The 17,567-nt window shown below is 36.2% G+C and carries 15 protein-coding genes; 6 read left to right on the forward strand and 9 right to left on the reverse strand.

Translation table 11 applies throughout. The features are described 5' to 3' along the window. The first annotated feature begins 130 nt into the window (after window positions 1–130). Together Q0983_RS09235 and Q0983_RS09240 are read left to right on the forward strand one after the other, a co-directional pair. Complete coding sequence (locus Q0983_RS09235; protein ID WP_299551766.1) at window positions 131–670, forward strand: RNA methyltransferase; 540 nt, start codon at window positions 131–133, stop codon at window positions 668–670. A gap of 30 nt (window positions 671–700) precedes the next feature. Then, entirely contained in the window at window positions 701–1,360 is a 660-nt protein-coding gene (locus tag Q0983_RS09240) for a methyltransferase (protein ID WP_299551769.1), read from the forward strand. A gap of 37 nt (window positions 1,361–1,397) precedes the next feature. Here the strand turns inward: Q0983_RS09240 and folK are convergent, their stop codons facing one another. After that, window positions 1,398–2,528 (reverse strand): 2-amino-4-hydroxy-6-hydroxymethyldihydropteridine diphosphokinase, encoded by a 1,131-nt coding sequence (folK, locus tag Q0983_RS09245; protein ID WP_299551771.1) that lies wholly within the window; start codon window positions 2,526–2,528, stop codon window positions 1,398–1,400. A gap of 191 nt (window positions 2,529–2,719) precedes the next feature. On the opposite strand from folK, the gene Q0983_RS09250 reads away from it, so the two are divergent. Beyond that, window positions 2,720–3,424 (forward strand): queuosine precursor transporter, encoded by a 705-nt coding sequence (locus tag Q0983_RS09250; protein WP_299551774.1) that lies wholly within the window; start codon window positions 2,720–2,722, stop codon window positions 3,422–3,424. Between the two features lie 83 nt (window positions 3,425–3,507). After that, complete coding sequence (locus tag Q0983_RS09255; RefSeq protein WP_299551777.1) at window positions 3,508–6,132, forward strand: AsmA family protein; 2,625 nt, start codon at window positions 3,508–3,510, stop codon at window positions 6,130–6,132. Window positions 6,133–6,330: 198 nt separating this feature from the next. Here the strand turns inward: Q0983_RS09255 and Q0983_RS09260 are convergent, their stop codons facing one another. Further along, window positions 6,331–7,125: a DUF2797 domain-containing protein gene (locus Q0983_RS09260; RefSeq protein WP_299551780.1), complete on the reverse strand. Its 795-nt coding sequence runs from the start codon at window positions 7,123–7,125 to the stop codon at window positions 6,331–6,333. Window positions 7,126–7,167: 42 nt separating this feature from the next. On the opposite strand from Q0983_RS09260, the gene Q0983_RS09265 reads away from it, so the two are divergent. Both Q0983_RS09265 and Q0983_RS09270 read left to right on the forward strand, forming a co-directional pair. Further along, window positions 7,168–8,682 carry a GH3 auxin-responsive promoter family protein gene (locus Q0983_RS09265; protein WP_299551783.1) on the forward strand — a complete coding sequence of 505 codons (1,515 nt, stop codon included), beginning with the start codon at window positions 7,168–7,170 and terminating at the stop codon, window positions 8,680–8,682. Window positions 8,683–8,820: 138 nt separating this feature from the next. Continuing rightward, on the forward strand, window positions 8,821–10,443 hold the full coding sequence (locus tag Q0983_RS09270; protein WP_299551785.1) for an OmpA family protein: 1,623 nt from the start codon (window positions 8,821–8,823) through the stop codon (window positions 10,441–10,443). Between the two features lie 229 nt (window positions 10,444–10,672). On the opposite strand, the gene clpX is transcribed toward Q0983_RS09270, so the two are convergent. From clpX to Q0983_RS09305, 7 genes are all read right to left on the reverse strand, one after another. After that, window positions 10,673–11,905 (reverse strand): ATP-dependent Clp protease ATP-binding subunit ClpX, encoded by a 1,233-nt coding sequence (gene clpX / locus Q0983_RS09275; RefSeq protein ID WP_299551788.1) that lies wholly within the window; start codon window positions 11,903–11,905, stop codon window positions 10,673–10,675. 75 nt (window positions 11,906–11,980) lie between these two features. Next, entirely contained in the window at window positions 11,981–12,655 is a 675-nt protein-coding gene (clpP, locus tag Q0983_RS09280; protein ID WP_299551791.1) for an ATP-dependent Clp endopeptidase proteolytic subunit ClpP, read from the reverse strand. Between the two features lie 145 nt (window positions 12,656–12,800). After that, window positions 12,801–14,129, reverse strand: coding sequence for a trigger factor (gene tig, locus Q0983_RS09285; protein ID WP_299551794.1), 1,329 nt, complete (start codon window positions 14,127–14,129; stop codon window positions 12,801–12,803). 346 nt (window positions 14,130–14,475) lie between these two features. Beyond that, on the reverse strand, window positions 14,476–14,823 hold the full coding sequence (locus Q0983_RS09290; protein ID WP_299551797.1) for a phage holin family protein: 348 nt from the start codon (window positions 14,821–14,823) through the stop codon (window positions 14,476–14,478). Between the two features lie 139 nt (window positions 14,824–14,962). Beyond that, a complete protein-coding gene (locus Q0983_RS09295; protein ID WP_299551800.1) occupies window positions 14,963–15,826 on the reverse strand; it encodes a class I SAM-dependent methyltransferase in 864 nt (287 codons plus the stop codon). Continuing rightward, window positions 15,823–16,593: an alpha/beta fold hydrolase gene (locus tag Q0983_RS09300; RefSeq protein WP_299551803.1), complete on the reverse strand. Its 771-nt coding sequence runs from the start codon at window positions 16,591–16,593 to the stop codon at window positions 15,823–15,825. Before Q0983_RS09300 ends, Q0983_RS09295 begins: the two co-directional genes overlap by 4 nt. Before the next feature lie 99 nt (window positions 16,594–16,692). Then, entirely contained in the window at window positions 16,693–17,406 is a 714-nt protein-coding gene (locus Q0983_RS09305) for a pyridoxine 5'-phosphate synthase (RefSeq protein ID WP_299551806.1), read from the reverse strand. Between the last annotated feature and the right edge of the window lie 161 nt (window positions 17,407–17,567).

The following is a 17,567-nucleotide window of genomic DNA, read 5'->3' on the forward strand; positions in this document are numbered from 1 at the left end:
ACAAACAGTATTCCGCCTTTTATAAAGTGGAACAAACCTAAGTCATATTTAATTATCATGATTTGATTAGCCACGAATACACAAATATTTTATTTAATGATTCGTGAATTTGTGGCACAAGATTTTTTTTATGCGCAAACTTAAAAACAGCGAACTGGACCGGTTAAGCGTCAACGATTTTAAAACGGCTAAAAAGACACCTTTAATCATTGTACTGGATAATATCAGAAGCTTAAACAACATCGGATCTGTCTTTAGAACCAGTGACGCCTTTTTAATTGAAAAGATCTACCTCTGCGGTATTACGGCCACACCACCGCATAAAGATATTCATAAAACGGCTTTGGGCAGTACCGATACCGTAGATTGGGAATATGTTGAAAATACTCCGGACCTGGTTACAAGACTAAAGTCTCAAGGTGTGAAAGTGTGTGCTATTGAACAAGCCGAAAATGCCACGATGTTAAACGACTTCATACCTGAGCCTCAAACAACTTACGCCCTGGTTTTTGGCAATGAAGTTAAAGGAGTGGCTCAGGATGTGGTCAGCACCAGTGATGTGGTGATTGAAATCCCGCAATACGGTACCAAACACTCTTTAAATATTTCCGTGAGTGCAGGTGTTATGATTTGGGATGTGTTTAGCAAATTAAAAAATTCCAATCTCTAAATTCCAAATCCCAATAAAACACTTTATCAGGTGACCAAAAAATCAAAAACACCGTGGCTAACAAAGGATGTTATGGATCAGATCTATGAGCAACATCTTTGGGGTGGTAAGGATTTTGATTTTTATTCCGGTTACGGCTCCCATGACAATAACATCGTAAAACCCTATTTAGAGGCTGTTATTAATTTTTTGGATTCTTTTTCTGAACCTTTGGTCGTATGTGATCTAGGTTGTGGCGATTTCAATATTGGTAAGCACCTAACATCCCATACCAAAACCTATATTGCCGTTGATATTGTTGAAAAACTGATTCAAAGGAATAAGGCTCAATTTAAAGCAGACGAATTAGAGTTCCATTGTCTGGACATTTCAAAAGATGACCTGCCGCATGCCGACTGTGTGATCCTGCGACAAGTTCTTCAGCATTTGTCAAATACTGAAATACATCAAATCCTCAAGAAATTAAGAGGTTACAAATACATCATCTTAACAGAGCATGTTCCCATAGGGAACTTTATCGCCAACAAAGACATCATTTCCGGACAAGGCATCAGGCTAAAACAAAACAGCGGCGTTAATCTATCAGAATCACCGTTCCATTTTAAAATTAAAGATCAAAAAACCTTGAACGAACATTTTGTGGAAAATAATAAAGGACGTATTTTGACTGTCTTGTATAAAGTGTTTTGATTGTTGTATCCTTTTTGTCATTCTTGTCTTTCGACTATCACTCACCACAGATGGTGCTCAAAATCCATAAATAATCGGCACGGTTTTTTACAAAATCTCTATCGGAGATATCAATGATCTTCACGTTAAAGTCTTTTTGGGTTTTTAAGAACTCCAAATAGCCTTCATTAATTTTTTCCAGGTAATCATCTTCAATATCCTGCTCGTAATCTCGGCCGCGTTTTTTAATGTTCTCCTGTAACCGCTTTGTATTCTGGTATAAATACACATACAATTCCGGTTTGGCAATATCCTTATACATTAGATAGAATAACTTCCGGTATAGGGTGAACTCATCTTCCTGTAAAGTGATCTTGGAAAAGATAAGCGATTTAAACACATCATAGTCACTTACAATAAAGTCTTTGAATAGATCCAACTGAGACAGGTCATCACTTATTTGCTGGTATCTGTCTGCTAAAAAAGACATTTCCAATGGAAATGCATATCGGGCGGCGTCTTTATAAAACTTTGGCAAAAACGGGTTGTCTGCAAACCTTTCCAGAATAAGTTTGGCATTAAAATCCTGTGATATCATAGTTGCTAAACTCGTTTTACCGGCACCTATATTGCCTTCAATAGCTATATAATTAAACCTGGAAAAATCATAAGCCTTCCTCGGGTTTTTTAACCAGATCTTAATAGGTTCCAGAACCGAGTCGTCTTCGCACGCCTCCAACAGAACTGATACTTCTTTGTTTAATTTAGGGTGCTTTACTTTTGAAGCAATATCATAGAGTGGTTGTAACACAAACCTGCGTTTTGCCATTTCGGGATGCGGTACCTGCAAGGTTTTGATATCAATCACAGCGTCTCCTGCAAAAATGATATCCAAATCTATGGTGCGTGCTTCGTATCCTTTACCTGTCTTACGGGTACGCCCTAATGATTTTTCAATTTTTAATAATACTTCCAGCACGTTTTGAGGCTTTAAATAGCTATCTAAAACCAAACAGGCATTCAGAAAATCATCACTTTCAAAACCAAAAGCCGGCGATTTATAAACCTTTGAAATTAACTTAACATTCCCTACTTCGGCATGTATAGCATCAACCGCTAATTGCAGGTTTTTAAGCTTATCACCTTTATTGCTCCCCAGGGCTATATAAAATGTGGTAGATGACATCATAGAAAGGGCAAAATAAAAAAAGTTAATGTTTTCTTTTCTTTTTACAGAAGGTATTTATTCACAAATTGTCCTGAATATTGATACTGAGGTTGTCCGGGTACAATCACACCTTTGGCGTAACTCCCGAACTGAGATAGGAAAATTAAAAATTGCGTATATTGACCCTGCAACAGATCGTTACTTTTTAATTTATGACACAAAAAGATAAACTAGCCGCCCAAAGAATCTACATGCTCTTAGGAGCGCTTTTTATTACCTCTCTGGTTGTTTCAAATTTAATTTTTCAAAAGTTTTTTTATTGGTATCCGGTGGATGTTGAGATCTTCGGCAGTAAACTTTTTGAAATTTCCGTAGGTATCTTGCCTTATCCCATTACTTTTTTAATTACCGATCTCATTAGTGAGATCTACGGTAAAAAACGGGCGAACCAGGTGGTAGTCACAGGTATTTTTGCCTCTTTCTTTTCGCTTTTAATTGTTTCTGCTTCCAGCCTGGTGCAGGCCACACCATGGTCTCCCGTTGACAACGACATGTTTGACACGGTTTTTGGAAACACTATCCTTGCTGTTTTAGCCAGTATGATGGCTTATTTATTTGCCCAGTTTGTGGACATACAGATCTATCATTTCTGGAAACAATTAACACAAGGCAGACACCTTTGGCTGCGTAATAACTTTTCAACCTGGTTTTCACAATTTGTGGACACCTTCACAGTACTCGGTCTTTTATGCCTATTTGAAATCATTGCGTGGGACCGGTTTCTCGGCCTTTTATTCAGTGGATTCCTCTTTAAAGTACTGGTAGCAGCTGCAGATACGCCCTTTTTATATTTAGGTGTGTTCCTGTTCAGAAAACGCTTTAAATTAAAGGTGAACGAGGAGATCGACTTGTTATAACACGGGTTAATTTTGGGTTAAATTTTAATCGGTTTCAAACCAAATCTTTCCAACTGCCGTATATTTATTCAAAAGTATGCTTTATGCGAAAAGTTTTAAAAATTGTTGGAATCACTCTTCTTATTATAGTAGCTCTTTTAATTGCTGTCCCCTTCGCGTTTCAATCACAAATAACCGATATCGTTAAACGCTATATCAATAAAAACCTGAATGCCAAAGTTGAATTTAGCGGTGTAAGCCTGAGTTTTATTCAAAACTTTCCACAGGCCCGGGTTAATGTGTCTGATTTGGTGATTACCAATTTTGAGCCGTTTAAAGACGAAACTTTGGCCACGGCTAAAAGCATCGCTTTTACAATGCCCATTAAAGAATTATTTAAAAAGGCCGATGAAACGCCTATTGTGGTTAATTCCTTTAAAATTGACGAGGCACTTTTAACTTTAAAGACTGACAAATTCGGGAATACCAATTACGATATTGTAAAAACCGATAGCACCGAAACTGATGTCCGGGAAAGCTCCGGTTTTTCATTTAGCATTGAAGACTATAACATTAACAACAGTGCTTTAACCTATTTGGATGAAGCCTCTAATATGTTAATTCACCTTTCTGAATTGAATCATCGTGGTAACGGGACGTTTTCGGCGGACACGTCTGAAATGAACACAGAAAGTGAAGCCAACATCAGTTTCACCATGGACAGTATCCATTATTTAGAGAACAATGCTTTAACACTGGATGCTGTTATAGGTTTGGATCTGGAGAAAAGCATCTATACTTTTAAAGATAATATTGGTTTTATCAATAAACTTCCTATTGAATTTGACGGCTCGGTACAACAGGTAGAAGATGGCCAGCAAATAGACATTACTTTTGAAAATCCGCAAGCATCTTTTAAAGATTTTCTTGCTGTGATGCCCAGAGCTTATACCGAAAATTTGGATGACATTGTTACCACGGGCGATTTTAAGGTAAAAGGACAGATCAAAGGTTTAAGCTCGGATGAAACCATTCCAAACCTGGATATCAATATTACCTCAAATAATGCGTCTTTTAAATATCCCGATTTACCAAAACGTGTAGAGCAAATTTCAATTAATACGTCCATAAAAAATACCACCGGCAATGCTGATGACACTTATGTTGCCATAGAAAAGCTTAATTTTAAAATTGATGAAGATAGTTTCAGGTCGTCTGCCACTTTAAAGAATTTAACCGAAAATATGTTCGTACACGCTAACCTTGACGGTACTCTTAATTTAGCTAATATCACCAAGGTATATCCTATTGAATTTGATAAAACCCTAAGTGGCATCTTAAAAGGAAAAATAAATACGACTTTTGATATGAAGGCTATTGAAACCAATGCATACGAACGTATCAAAACCAATGGCAATGCTACCATTTCAGACTTTGTATTTTCTTCGGAAGACATTGTAAATCCTATTCATATTACTTCCGCTGAGATGGCCTTTACCCCGGAAACAGCCTCCTTAAAAAATTTCAATGCTAAAACCGGTGACAGTGATTTGAATGCGACCGGAACCATTAAAAATTTGCTTGGATTTTTATTGAGCGACAATAAGTTAAAGGGTGACTTTAATGTGAACTCCAATTTATTCAAAGTAAGTGATTTTATGACAGAGGATGAAGCCGCTTTAGAGGATAACAAAACGACTGATGATGACGAATCTCTAAAAATTCCGGCCTTTTTAGACTGTACCATTCATGCCAATGCCAATACCGTTGTTTATGATAATTTAAACTTAAAGGATGTTACCGGAACTTTGATCATTAAAGACCAAAAAGCTACATTTAAAGATGTGACCTCAGGTTTATTTGACGGTTCTATTGCTGTTATTGGAAATGTTTCAACAAAAGAAAAAACCCCGACTTTTGATCTGAACCTGGGTATTGACGGGTTTGATATTTCGCAATCATTCAACAACATGGCATTGCTTCAAAATTTAGCCCCGATAGCTAAATTGTTTGAGGGAAAATTAAATTCAACCATACATATATCGGGAGATTTAGATAATGAGTTTTCCCCTGAATTATCCACAGTTTCCGGGATGGCTTTAGCGGAATTACTGACTACTAAAATCAATGCCAATAAAGGAGCCTTATTCAATGCTTTAGAAAGTTCCTTAAACTTTATTGATTTTGATAAGCTGGACCTAAAAGATGTAAAAACCCAGTTAGAATTTGCAGATGGCGGTGTGAGTGTAAAACCCTTCGATTTAAAATACGACGATATTGCCATCACCGTTTCGGGTAATCATAAGTTTGACAAAACCATAGATTATAATGCCGTTTTCAATGTACCGGCCAAATATTTAGGCAGCGAAGTAAACAGGCTTATTGGTAAAATAAATTCTGAAGAAACCAACAATATTTCGATACCTATTACAGCTAACATTGGCGGTAGCTACACTGCGCCTACTGTTAAAACCGACCTAAACAATGCGGTTTCTAACTTAACTAAACAGCTTATAGAGATTGAAAAACAAAAACTGCTCAATCAGGGTAAAGACAAAGTAAAAGATCTATTAGGTGGTATTTTAGGTGATGAAAATTCTAAAAAGGGAGATTCAATCACCGATAACAAATCAATAACAAAGGTTGACTCCACCCACAACATAAAAGACGAGGTTAAAAATATTTTGGGTGGGTTGTTACGTAAAAAGAAAAAGGATACGGTTAATTAAGTTGTATTATCCTGTGGACAACAGATATCTATTGAAAATTCTCTGTCATATCGAAATGCGATGCATAGAACTTGCCGAAATGAGGTAGGATTGAGGAGGGTATTTAAAAACTTATAATTAAATTATGTGATTTCTCCCTTTCGGTCGAAATGACTTAGGGTCTGTCATTATAACAGCAGAAGATTCAGGATCAACCTGTTAATCTAAATTAAGCTTAACTACAAGTCCTTCATTGGCCCTGACATTAAAAACAGTTTCGTCTTCAAAGATCAGGTATTGTCCTTTAACACCAACCAATTTACCGGAGTATGTTTGTTCTTTTACTATGTTTAAGCTTTTTGGTTTTTCAGGGTATTTACTTACTGGAAATTCCAAATTGGTTTCCGTATTACTTTCAATAAAATAATCGCTTACTTCACTGGGAATAAAACCTTTTAAACGCTCCCGCCATTCTACTAAATTCTCATCTTCAATCTCATTCTTGAGCATTTTACGCCAATTGGTTTTATCAGACACCTGATCTTTTAAAGCCACTTCGGTAATACCCGCCAAATACCTGTTAGGCACCTCAACAATCTCTATAGCTTCATGGGCACCCTGATCAATCCAACGTGTAGGCACCTGGTTCTTTCTAGTCACACCAACTTTCACATTACTCGAATTTGCCAAATACACAATATGTGGTTGCAACTGTGTTTTCTTTTCAAATTCCAGGTCACGTTCTTCAATGCCTAAATGGGCTTTACTTAATTCCGGTCGCATCACCCAATCAGCGGCCTGAGGCGCTTCATAAAAACACTGTTTGTCGAAGCCCTGACGGTAAATAGGTTTGTCCAATCCGCAATGTAAACACTGATACTTAACAAATTGCATGGTAATGCGCTTATTCAGCAACTGGTTCATATTAATAAAATCGTTTTCAAACACTAAATAGTACTGAATAGGGCTTGCAAACTCCGTTTCCATTTTTGTTAAAACACCTTGGTAGAACATGAAAAAAAGTATTATTTTTAAAATCTTAAAGATAGAATAAATATGCCAATTCCTTTAGTAAATTCTATTGCATCCTGGTTTCTTAAGAAACGTTTTCATCAAATTGAATTGTTTTTAAAATATCCCAACGAAGTACAAATTGAATTGCTTCATAACCTGGTGGAATATGCTAAAGACACTGAACTTGGAAAACAGTACGATTTTGCTTCCATTAGAAACTACGAGACATTTGCCGAACGGGTTCCTATAAAAAACTATGATGGCTGGCAAGACATTATTGAACGTTCCAGGCGTGGTGAAAACAATCTTTTTTGGCCCAGCCCCATTAAGTGGTTTGCAAAATCCAGCGGTACTACCAGGGCGAAGAGTAAATTCATTCCCGTAAGTCAGGAATCTTTAGAAGATTGCCACTATGCAGCCAGCAAGGATCTACTTTGCATGTATTTAAATAATAATGAAGACTCACAACTCTTTACCGGGAAAAGTTTACGCTTAGGAGGCAGCAAAGAATTATATAAAGAAAACGGCACTGCGTTTGGTGATCTATCGGCTATTTTGATTGACAACATGCCTTTTTGGGCAGAATTTAGCAGTACGCCCAGTAATAAGGTGTCGTTAATGAGTGACTGGGAATATAAAATGCAAGCCATTGTTGATGAAACCATAAATGAAAATGTGACCAGTTTAGCTGGCGTACCCTCCTGGATGTTAGTGTTATTGAATAACGTACTGGAAACCACCGGCAAAGAGAGTTTATTTGATATATGGCCCAATCTGGAAGTCTATTTTCACGGTGGCGTAAGCTTTACCCCTTACAAGGACCAGTATAAAAAAATATTGCCAAAACATCATTTTAGGTACTACGAGATCTATAATGCTTCGGAAGGCTTTTTTGCCATTCAGGACCAAAACAATTCCAGCGAATTATTATTAATGTTAGATTATGGGATTTTTTACGAATTCATCCCTATGAATATATATGGCACTTCCGAAGAAAAGGCTATTCCATTAAGCGAGGTGGAACTCCATCAGAATTATGCTGTCATAATCACCACCAATGCAGGTTTATGGCGTTATAAAATCGGGGATACCATTAGGTTTACATCCCTGAATCCGTATCGCATAAAAATATCCGGCAGAACCAAACACCATATTAATGTATTTGGAGAAGAACTTATTATTGAGAATGCTGAAGAGGCCCTTAAAAAAGTATGTAAACGTACCAAAGCAGAAATTGTAGATTTTACCGCAGCACCTATTTTTATGGAAGGCAAAGAGAAAGGTGCCCATGAATGGTTGATTGAATTTAAAACCCCTCCAAATGACATTCACTATTTTAATGAGTTGTTTGATAATGCCCTGAAAGCACTCAATTCTGATTATGAAGCCAAACGCTACAACAATATCACACTCAACAAACCCAAAATAAATATAGCCCGTGAGCAACTATTTCATGACTGGTTAAAACAAAACAATAAATTAGGGGGGCAACACAAAATACCAAGGCTTTCCAACACCAGGGATTATATAGATGAGCTTTTAAGGCTAAATGTATAAATTCATCTGTAAAATCTTGTCAAACGCCTTGTAGAGAATTACTTAACGAATTATCCTGTTATTGGTCTAAGAAATTGGGATGTCATTCTATTTTGCTTTTATATTTATAAGCTAATTAATCCTAAAAACCCTCAAATTATGAAAGCTAAGCTATTGGTAATCTTATGTTTGGCTACAAATATGGTTATTGCACAAACCGCCATTGTAGCTAATAGCCCTGCTAAAAATAATGTCTTATTTAATTCAAATACCGGAACTGAAACCAGTGTTAACATTGATGCCAATGGTTTTAATTTTGAAGTTTTAGATGCCGGAGCAAATACAAAATACTCTGAATTTGCATCAGGGCTTTTCAGAAACAAACTCATCACGGTATCCTCAAAAAAGATTGGCGGACTTGCTAAAATAGATCCTAACACCAATGAAGCTTATAAGGAGCTATTCTGTCTGGACGTATCAAAAACCGGACAATTAAGTGCACCCCTGTTATTTTCAAGGATATTGAACACTAATGACAGTGAAGACCAGCTTACATTTTCTCCGGACCAAAAAACGGTGTATTATACCCGGAGCAGTAAAGAAAACTCACTGGAATTTAAACTTTACAGAGCTACTTTAGAGACAGATTCCCATGGTAATTGGCTTGAAAATGAATTATTAAGCATCAACAAAGAAGGAATATCTATTGAAACGCCCTATTTAAATAAAAATGGTACTTTACTTTATTTCTCTTCCAATATGGAAGGTTCTATAGGGGGCTATGATATTTTTGTGTCCAAAGTCAGTGAGGACGGTACTTTAGATACCCCTGTGAACTTAGGACATTCTATTAATACCACATCAGATGAAAAATACCCTTCGCTATCGGTAGACGGGAAACGCTTGTTCTTTTCATCTAACGGACATTCAGGATTGGGAGGTCACGATCTTTTCATGAGCAAGATCCTTAAAAACAATAAGTATAAAGCCCCCAGAAATTTAGGAAATACCATTAACACGGCGTATGACGAACTGGCCTTCTTCTTTGTAACGGAGACTAAAGGGTATCTATCCTCTAACAGGCCCGGTGGCAAAGGTGGCTATGATATTTACACTGCTGTGAACAATGGTATTGCTCAATCTTTAGAAGGTCAGGTTTTAGATTTGGAAACTAAAATTAAACTACCAAATGCCCTTGTTGTACTTACGGATGAAGATAATAATGTTGTAGGCAAACAAATGACCAATGAAAATGGTGTATTTAAATTTGAAAATATCAATCCTTTTGAAACCTATACCGTAACCACTGAAAAAGATGGTTTTGTTAATGGTGCATTTAAGTTTTTAGCCAACAAAGGTTATGACACTACTTATAAGGAAACCTTTGAACTTAATACGACCGAGCCGGTCATTGCCAAGGTTGAAGATGAAATGCATATTGTTTTGGAGAATATTTATTTTGACTATGCCAAATACACCATTAAAGAAGAATCAACCATTTCTTTAAATAAAATAGTTAAAGTACTTAGAGAGCACCCTAAAATGAAGATAGCCATTAATGCACATACCGATATTAGAGGCAACAATACCTATAACCTAAAACTATCTGACAAACGCGCCTGGTCTGCTTTAAATTATTTGGAAAACCTGGGTATTGATAAGAACAGATTAATTTCTAAAGGTTACGGTGAGACCAAACCTTTAATTGATTGTAAGTCTAAAAAATGCTCTGAGGATGATCACCAAACTAACAGACGTGTTGAGTTTGTAATTTTAGAATAAATTATCGACCAATTACAGTCGTAAAAGTTTTTGAACGAGTATTTCGTCTAATCATCTAAAAGCAGGAAAAACGTTTGGGAGCCTTAATAAATAAGTATACTTTTAAACTGTTTTAAACAAGGAACAAGAACTAATCCATAATGTTTATTATTAATTAACATCCATAAAAAATAAAAAACCACGCTTTATAAAGCGTGGTTTTTTTATGTCTAAACTTTTAAATCTTCTCTTAAGAAACTGCTTTTAATTTCTTTAAAGTTGTTTTAGTTAATTTATCTTCTGCATATGTTTTAGTAACATTAAGTTTCTTTTCATCGGAACTGGGTAACTCAAACATAGCATCTGTTAAAATTTCTTCACAAAGCGAGCGTAAGCCCCTGGCCCCTAATTTATATTCGATGGCTTTATTAACAATAAACTCCAACGCACCGTCAGTGATGGTAAACTCAATGTCATCCATAGCAAACAACTTTTTGTATTGTTTGATGATGGCATTTTTAGGCTCTGTCAAAATGGCCCTTAACGTATTGGCATCCAATGGGTCCATATGCGTTAATACCGGTAAACGCCCTATAATTTCAGGAATCAGGCCAAAGTCTTTCAGGTCTTTCGGAATGATATATTGCAATAAATTATCCTGGTCTATCACCTCATCAGATTTTGAAGCACTATACCCAACCGCCTGCATATTTAAACGCTTGGTAATTACACGTTCAATACCGTCAAATGCGCCGCCTGCAATGAATAAAATATTCTCCGTATTAACTTCTATGAATTTTTGGTCGGGGTGTTTTCTTCCGCCTTTAGGTGGTACATTTACAACCGTTCCTTCCAAAAGTTTAAGAAGTGCCTGTTGCACACCTTCACCGGAAACATCCCTGGTAATGGACGGGTTATCACTCTTACGGGCAATCTTGTCTATTTCGTCTATAAAAACAATACCTTTTTCAGCTTTCTCCAGGTTATAGTCAGCAGCTTGTAGCAAACGTGTTAAAATACTTTCTACATCTTCACCTACATAACCGGCTTCGGTTAAAACAGTAGCATCAACAATGGCCAACGGAACGTTTAACATCCTGGCAATGGTTTTAGCCATTAAGGTTTTTCCCGTTCCTGTTTGCCCAACCATAATGATATTACTTTTTTGAATATCAATATCATCCTGAGACAGTGGTTGTAGCAAACGTTTATAATGATTATAAACCGCCACGGACATTACCTTTTTAGTCACGCCCTGACCAATAATATACTCATCTAAAAATGCTTTAATTTGCTGTGGTTTACGAAGCTTTAATTCAGCCGATAAATCGCTGCTGTCGCTTTGCTTAGACTCTTCAAGTACAATACCATGTGCCTGCTCAATACATCTGTCACAAATATGAGCATCTAAACCCGCTATTAACAAGTTAGTTTCAGGTTTTTTTCTACCACAAAACGAACATTCTAATTCTTCTTTTGCCATTAATCTAATTCAGTTTTTGAGAACAATTAATTGTAAATCCCTTTATAACAATTAATTAAAATTACGAATTTTTATTTAATCTCTGGATAAAATCTCGTCAATCATACCATATTCTTTGGCTTTATCGGCTTTCATCCAGTAATCTCTATCACTATCTTCGTAGATTTTGTCGTACTCCTGTCCGGTATGCTTACTAATTATTTTATAGAGCTCTTCTTTTAAAATTAAAATCTCTCTGGCTGTGATCTCAATATCACTGGCCTGCCCCTGAGCCCCGCCTAAAGGTTGGTGGATCATTACCCTGGAATGTGTTAATCCACTACGTTTTCCTTTTTCACCGGCACATAGTAATACGGCTCCCATAGAAGCTGCCATACCTGTACAAATAGTGGCTACATCCGGTTTTATAAACTGCATGGTATCATAAATTCCCAAACCGGCATACACACTTCCCCCAGGCGAGTTAATGTAAATTTGAATGTCTTTGCTGGGATCTGTACTTTCTAAAAACAATAACTGAGCCTGAATAATATTAGCCACCTGGTCATTGATAGCCGTGCCCATAAAAATAATTCTATCCATCATTAAACGAGAAAACACGTCGAAAATAGCAATGTTCATTTGGCGTTCCTCAATGATATTTGGCGTTAAGTTAGTGGGATACATACTACTAATTATTTTGTTATAGTACGTACTGCTAATGCCCTGGTCTTTTATAGCGAATTTCTCAAACTCTTTTGCGTAATCCATAGTTGTTTTAATACTTTATTATGATTAAACTCCTGATATACATCAAGATAAAATAAAAATCTGTTTCAAAAAGATATCTTTTTGAACAAAAAGGCGCTTAAACCTGTTGGTTTAAGCGCCTAAATATAATGAATTATTCTCTTAATTATTTGTCGCCATACACTTCTTTAACAAAGTTTTCGTAACTTAATTCTTTAACTTTAAGATTCGCTTTTTCTTTGTAAAGTTCTAATAGTTTTTGGCTGATCAATTGCTCGGAAATACGACGCGCTTCATCCTGGTTTGATAATACTCTCGCTGCAATATCATCTAATTCTTTATCTGAAGGGTTCATTTGACCAAACTGAGCCATTTGACCCCTGATCATGTCCCTGGCATGATTTTTAATATCATCCATGGTTACTTTGATATCATTCTCTTCAATGAGTTTACCTTCAATTAGTTGATAACGCAGGCTTTTTTCGGACTTTTCATATTCTTCTTTGGCTTGCGCTTCGTCTAATTCTTTTTCGCCGGCCGTTGCCATCCATTTTGTTAAGAACTCAGCAGGTAAATCGAATGTCGTGCTTTCAACTAAATACTCGGTAACATCATTTAAAAGCTTCTGATCTGCCTGCTGAACAAATTGCTTTTCGGCATCTTCTTTTATTTTAGCTTTTAATTCGGTAACGGTCTTTACAGTATCCTTTCCAAACAATTTATCAAACAATTCCTGGTCAAGATCTGCCAACTCACGTTTGTTTATCTCAGAAACCGTAAAGGTCACTTCAATATCCAATCCGTGCACCTCATCGTGTCCTAATTTTAACGCGTGCATTAATTCATGCTCATCACTGTAAAGCCCTTTAGTTTTTAGAGTGATAACATCTCCAACTTTAGCACCAATAAATTTCTTTTCGGTTGTTTTACCTTTAAATTTATCCAGTGTGATCGTTACCGTGTTATCTATCTCTTTTTCTTCATTCTTAAAAGCACCTGTGATTTCACTGTCTTTTTCAACAGCATCCTGAGAGACTAATTTCCCGTATTGTTTTTGAATACGTTCTATTTGCTCATCAATCATTTTATCATCTGCAATAATGTTGTATTGCGTAATAGCTTTTTTTCCTTTTAGTTTCACTTCAAATTCCGGTGCCAAACCTAATTCAAATTCAAAAGTAAATCCGTCTGCATCCCAATCAATGTCATCTTGTGGCCTTGGTAATGGTTGCCCTAAAACATCTAACTTTTCTTCTGTTAAATATTTATTTAAAGCATCTTGCAGTAATTTATTTACCTCATCTACCAATACAGCTTTTCCATATTGTCTTTTTACCATGCCCATGGGCACATGCCCCTTTCTGAATCCAGGAATATTAGCTGTTTTACGATAGTCTGATAAGATCTTTTCAACTTTATCGCTATAATCTTCTTTAGCAATATCCACTTTTACTACCGCATTTAATGCATCAACGTTTTCTCTTGTAATGTTCATTTTTAAAATGATATATAGCCCTTAGGCAATTAACAGTTTTTATGGATTCCCACTTTCATGGGAATGACAATTTCAATCGAAACTTTGAGACCAAACCTCAAAGCATTTTTTGCGACTAAAATTGGGATGCAAAAGTAATACATTTTTACATCCCAACAAAGTTTTTAACAAGCTGATTTTAATACCATTTACCCTTTGAAATTAATGCAATAAAACGCCCTTTTTCCCTTTCTTCTTCATTAAAAAAAGAAACCGTAACTAAGGCTATGCTTTATTTTTTAATTTGTATTAAAGAAAAAAATCATCATTTTCTTTTACAGTAATCTCAAATGGCAACCGGTATAAGCTATTTTTTCTCTTCTTTTAAAAGCGAATGAAGTATAGATTGTAACACTGAAAGCAGAATACTGAACAGAATGGCCGTCCAGATACTGCTTACTGAAAAACCGTCTATTAATTTATCTGCCAGCAGGATAATTAATGCATTGATAACCAAAAGGAATAAGCCCAATGTTACAATGGTAATAGGCAACGTAAAAATGACCAAAACCGGTTTTACAAACAGGTTTAGGACTGATAAAACCACAGCGACAACTAATGCCGTAAGATAACCATCAACATGAACGCCGTTCAACACATGAGCTATTACAAATACTGCCAGTGCATTCAGCAAAAGTTTGATTAAGAGTTTCATTTGAATAAATTTGATAGTTACAAGTTACAAAATATCAATTTACAAAGGTTATAACCGCCTTGAAAAAACTTGTAGATGTCCTATTTGCAATCAATATACAAGCAATGGTTATGATTTCACCTTGGAGACATAGTTTATACTAGGCTTTCTTAAATACAACGATGTCTTGATACTCTTTCTTTGATGCATCTCGCACGTCATCTTTCCAAAAACCATCAATTACTTTTACTTTTTTTAGATTTGATCTTTTCAACATCTCATCAAGCTTAGCTTTATGAATGGCTATGTTACCCGACTTTACATTCTCACTCATAAGCCTAAAACCATCCTCTCCTTTAATTGGAAAATTAAAATCTTTCCTGGTGGCCACATAATCTTCATCATTAGAATCATATAAAAAAAATGTTGAAAAACACAATCCGTCGTCAGTCAGCACGCTTCGCATTTGCGAAAAATAATGTTGAATTTCATCTAATGGCATATGTGTAAAAACAGAAAATGTAAAAATCTTAGTAAACGTTTTTTCTTCGTATGGAAATTCAAAATCCAGTGAACTATTTTTTGAGGTGTTATACAAATCATTAAATAAGGGCACGTACTTAAAGTTAAAATTGGAAAAGTCATTTCCTATACCGGAATTACACCAATCTACTCCTTTTTTTACAACATCAAAACCATCATAACTACCGGTTTTATCTAAATAAGACGTTAAAGCAATAGCAGTCCTGCCAACGCCGCTACCTATATCCAATATTTTATCTGAAGGTTTTAAGTCTATTTCTTCTTTTAAAAGTTGTAATTGCAGTTCTCCTTGTCTTAAATAACGCTTAGCACTTATAGCAGACCCTGTATATATAAGCCCCCTAGGAGGCACATATTTATGAGTTCTGCCCGCAAGCTTATCAAACACATCCTGAGGCAGGTAATACAACCTTCTGATCAAAAACCTTTGGTTTGAAGTCAAACCGTACCATAAGTTTCTTAGTAGCTGAGTCTTTTTCATATATATAAGACAAACTTTATAACCGCCTCAAAAAAGTCTTTAGGGTTTTCGGCATGTAACCAGTGCCCGGAATTGGCTATAGTCACCATGTCCGCTTTTGGAAATTGATTCAAAATTAAATTTTCATCTTCCGTACCAATATATTCTGATCTATCGCCTTTTAAGAACAAAGTCTCTTTTTCAAATCGTAAATAAGATGGTAAAGGTTCCCCGATTTCGGAAACTTCATTTTTTAAAACCTCCAGGTTTATTCGTAAGCCTAATTTGCCTTTTTCAACCCAATACAGGTTTTTGAGTAAAAATTGACGCGTACCAAAATCGGGCACATAGTCTCCCAAAACTTTATCCGCTTGTCCTCTGCTTTTGATCTCATCAAAATTAAGAGCACTTAAACCTTCTAAAATAGTATCGTGATGCACCGGATAGAATCGAGGCGAAATATCAGCTACCAATAACCTGGAAACCAACTCAGGATATAACGCAGAAAACAACATAGCCGTTTTTCCTCCCATAGAGTGCCCCAGGATAATAATATCTCTCAAGCTATGGGCATCACAATAGTTTTTTAAATCCTCGGCAAGAATTTCATAGCTGAAATTATCAGCCCAAAAGCTACGTCCGTGATTACGCTGATCAACCAAATGCACCTGAAACCCTTGTTCGCTGAACTGTCGCCCAAGTGTTTTCCAGTTATCACTCATACCTAAAAACCCATGAAGAATCACGAAGGGTTGTCCTTCTCCTATTATGTTTGAATGTAATATCATATTCCAGATTTACGAATTACGATTTTAGATTTGTTAAGCTCAATTCCTCTACTGCCTACTGAGCACTGCATACTGAATACTGTATACTGAATACTGCCACTAACTTAGTTTCCCTAAGTACATCTGGATCACGTTCTCAACTCCCAGATACAAACTTTCGGCCACCAACGCATGCCCAATGGATACTTCTAAAAGCCCAGGAATATTGTCTTTAAAAAACCGGATATTGTCTAATGACAAGTCATGCCCGGCATTAACACCTAAACCCAGGGTATTTGCCAGCTCAGCACACGCAGCATATGGTTTTACAGCTTCTTTATTCCCCAAACCATATTGGTGTGCAAAAGATTCCGTGTACAACTCTATTCTATCGGTTCCTGTTGCTTTGGCACCTTCAATTTGTTTCAAGACCGGATCTACAAAAATAGACGTACGAATACCATGTTGCCGGAACTCCTTAATCACATCAACTAAAAAATCTCTATGTTTAACAGTATCCCAACCGGCATTACTGGTAATGACGTCCTCGGCATCCGGCACTAAGGTAACCTGAGTTGGTTTCACACTTAAAACCAGGTCTATAAACGATGGTATCGGGTTACCCTCAATATTATATTCCGTGTAAACTTCAGATTTTAGGTCACGTGCGTCCTGATAACGAATATGGCGCTCATCCGGCCTGGGATGAATGGTGACACCCTCTGCTCCAAACCGTTGTACATCCTTTGCAAATTGAACCACATTGGGCACATCGCCACCTCGTGAATTTCTTAAAGTAGCAATCTTATTAATATTTACACTTAACTTGGTCATGAATCATTTTTTAAATGACAAAAGTATGTGAATTTTTTCATTTAAAAACGTGGGATTAACGAAGTGACTTCGGAGGTGAAACCAAGTTTTATTTTTTACTGAAGAAAAATACAAACCGGAAAAGGCTTAAATGCTATTTTTTTAATTAATTTGCATAGGTA

This window comes from Seonamhaeicola sp. (assembly GCF_028281565.1).
Classification (GTDB): domain Bacteria; phylum Bacteroidota; class Bacteroidia; order Flavobacteriales; family Flavobacteriaceae; genus Seonamhaeicola.

Coding starts and splice junctions, on each gene's coding strand:
- Q0983_RS09295 (WP_299551800.1), bottom strand. CDS start 15,826: ATGAAAAAGACTCAGCTACTAAGAAACTTATGGTACGGTTTGACTTCA.
- Q0983_RS09235 (WP_299551766.1), top strand. CDS start 131: ATGCGCAAACTTAAAAACAGCGAACTGGACCGGTTAAGCGTCAACGAT.
- folK (WP_299551771.1), bottom strand. CDS start 2,528: ATGATGTCATCTACCACATTTTATATAGCCCTGGGGAGCAATAAAGGT.
- Q0983_RS09255 (WP_299551777.1), top strand. CDS start 3,508: ATGCGAAAAGTTTTAAAAATTGTTGGAATCACTCTTCTTATTATAGTA.
- Q0983_RS09300 (WP_299551803.1), bottom strand. CDS start 16,593: ATGATATTACATTCAAACATAATAGGAGAAGGACAACCCTTCGTGATT.
- clpP (WP_299551791.1), bottom strand. CDS start 12,655: ATGGATTACGCAAAAGAGTTTGAGAAATTCGCTATAAAAGACCAGGGC.
- clpX (WP_299551788.1), bottom strand. CDS start 11,905: ATGGCAAAAGAAGAATTAGAATGTTCGTTTTGTGGTAGAAAAAAACCT.
- Q0983_RS09305 (WP_299551806.1), bottom strand. CDS start 17,406: ATGACCAAGTTAAGTGTAAATATTAATAAGATTGCTACTTTAAGAAAT.
- Q0983_RS09250 (WP_299551774.1), top strand. CDS start 2,720: ATGACACAAAAAGATAAACTAGCCGCCCAAAGAATCTACATGCTCTTA.
- tig (WP_299551794.1), bottom strand. CDS start 14,129: ATGAACATTACAAGAGAAAACGTTGATGCATTAAATGCGGTAGTAAAA.
- Q0983_RS09290 (WP_299551797.1), bottom strand. CDS start 14,823: ATGAAACTCTTAATCAAACTTTTGCTGAATGCACTGGCAGTATTTGTA.
- Q0983_RS09260 (WP_299551780.1), bottom strand. CDS start 7,125: ATGTTCTACCAAGGTGTTTTAACAAAAATGGAAACGGAGTTTGCAAGC.
- Q0983_RS09265 (WP_299551783.1), top strand. CDS start 7,168: ATGCCAATTCCTTTAGTAAATTCTATTGCATCCTGGTTTCTTAAGAAA.
- Q0983_RS09270 (WP_299551785.1), top strand. CDS start 8,821: ATGAAAGCTAAGCTATTGGTAATCTTATGTTTGGCTACAAATATGGTT.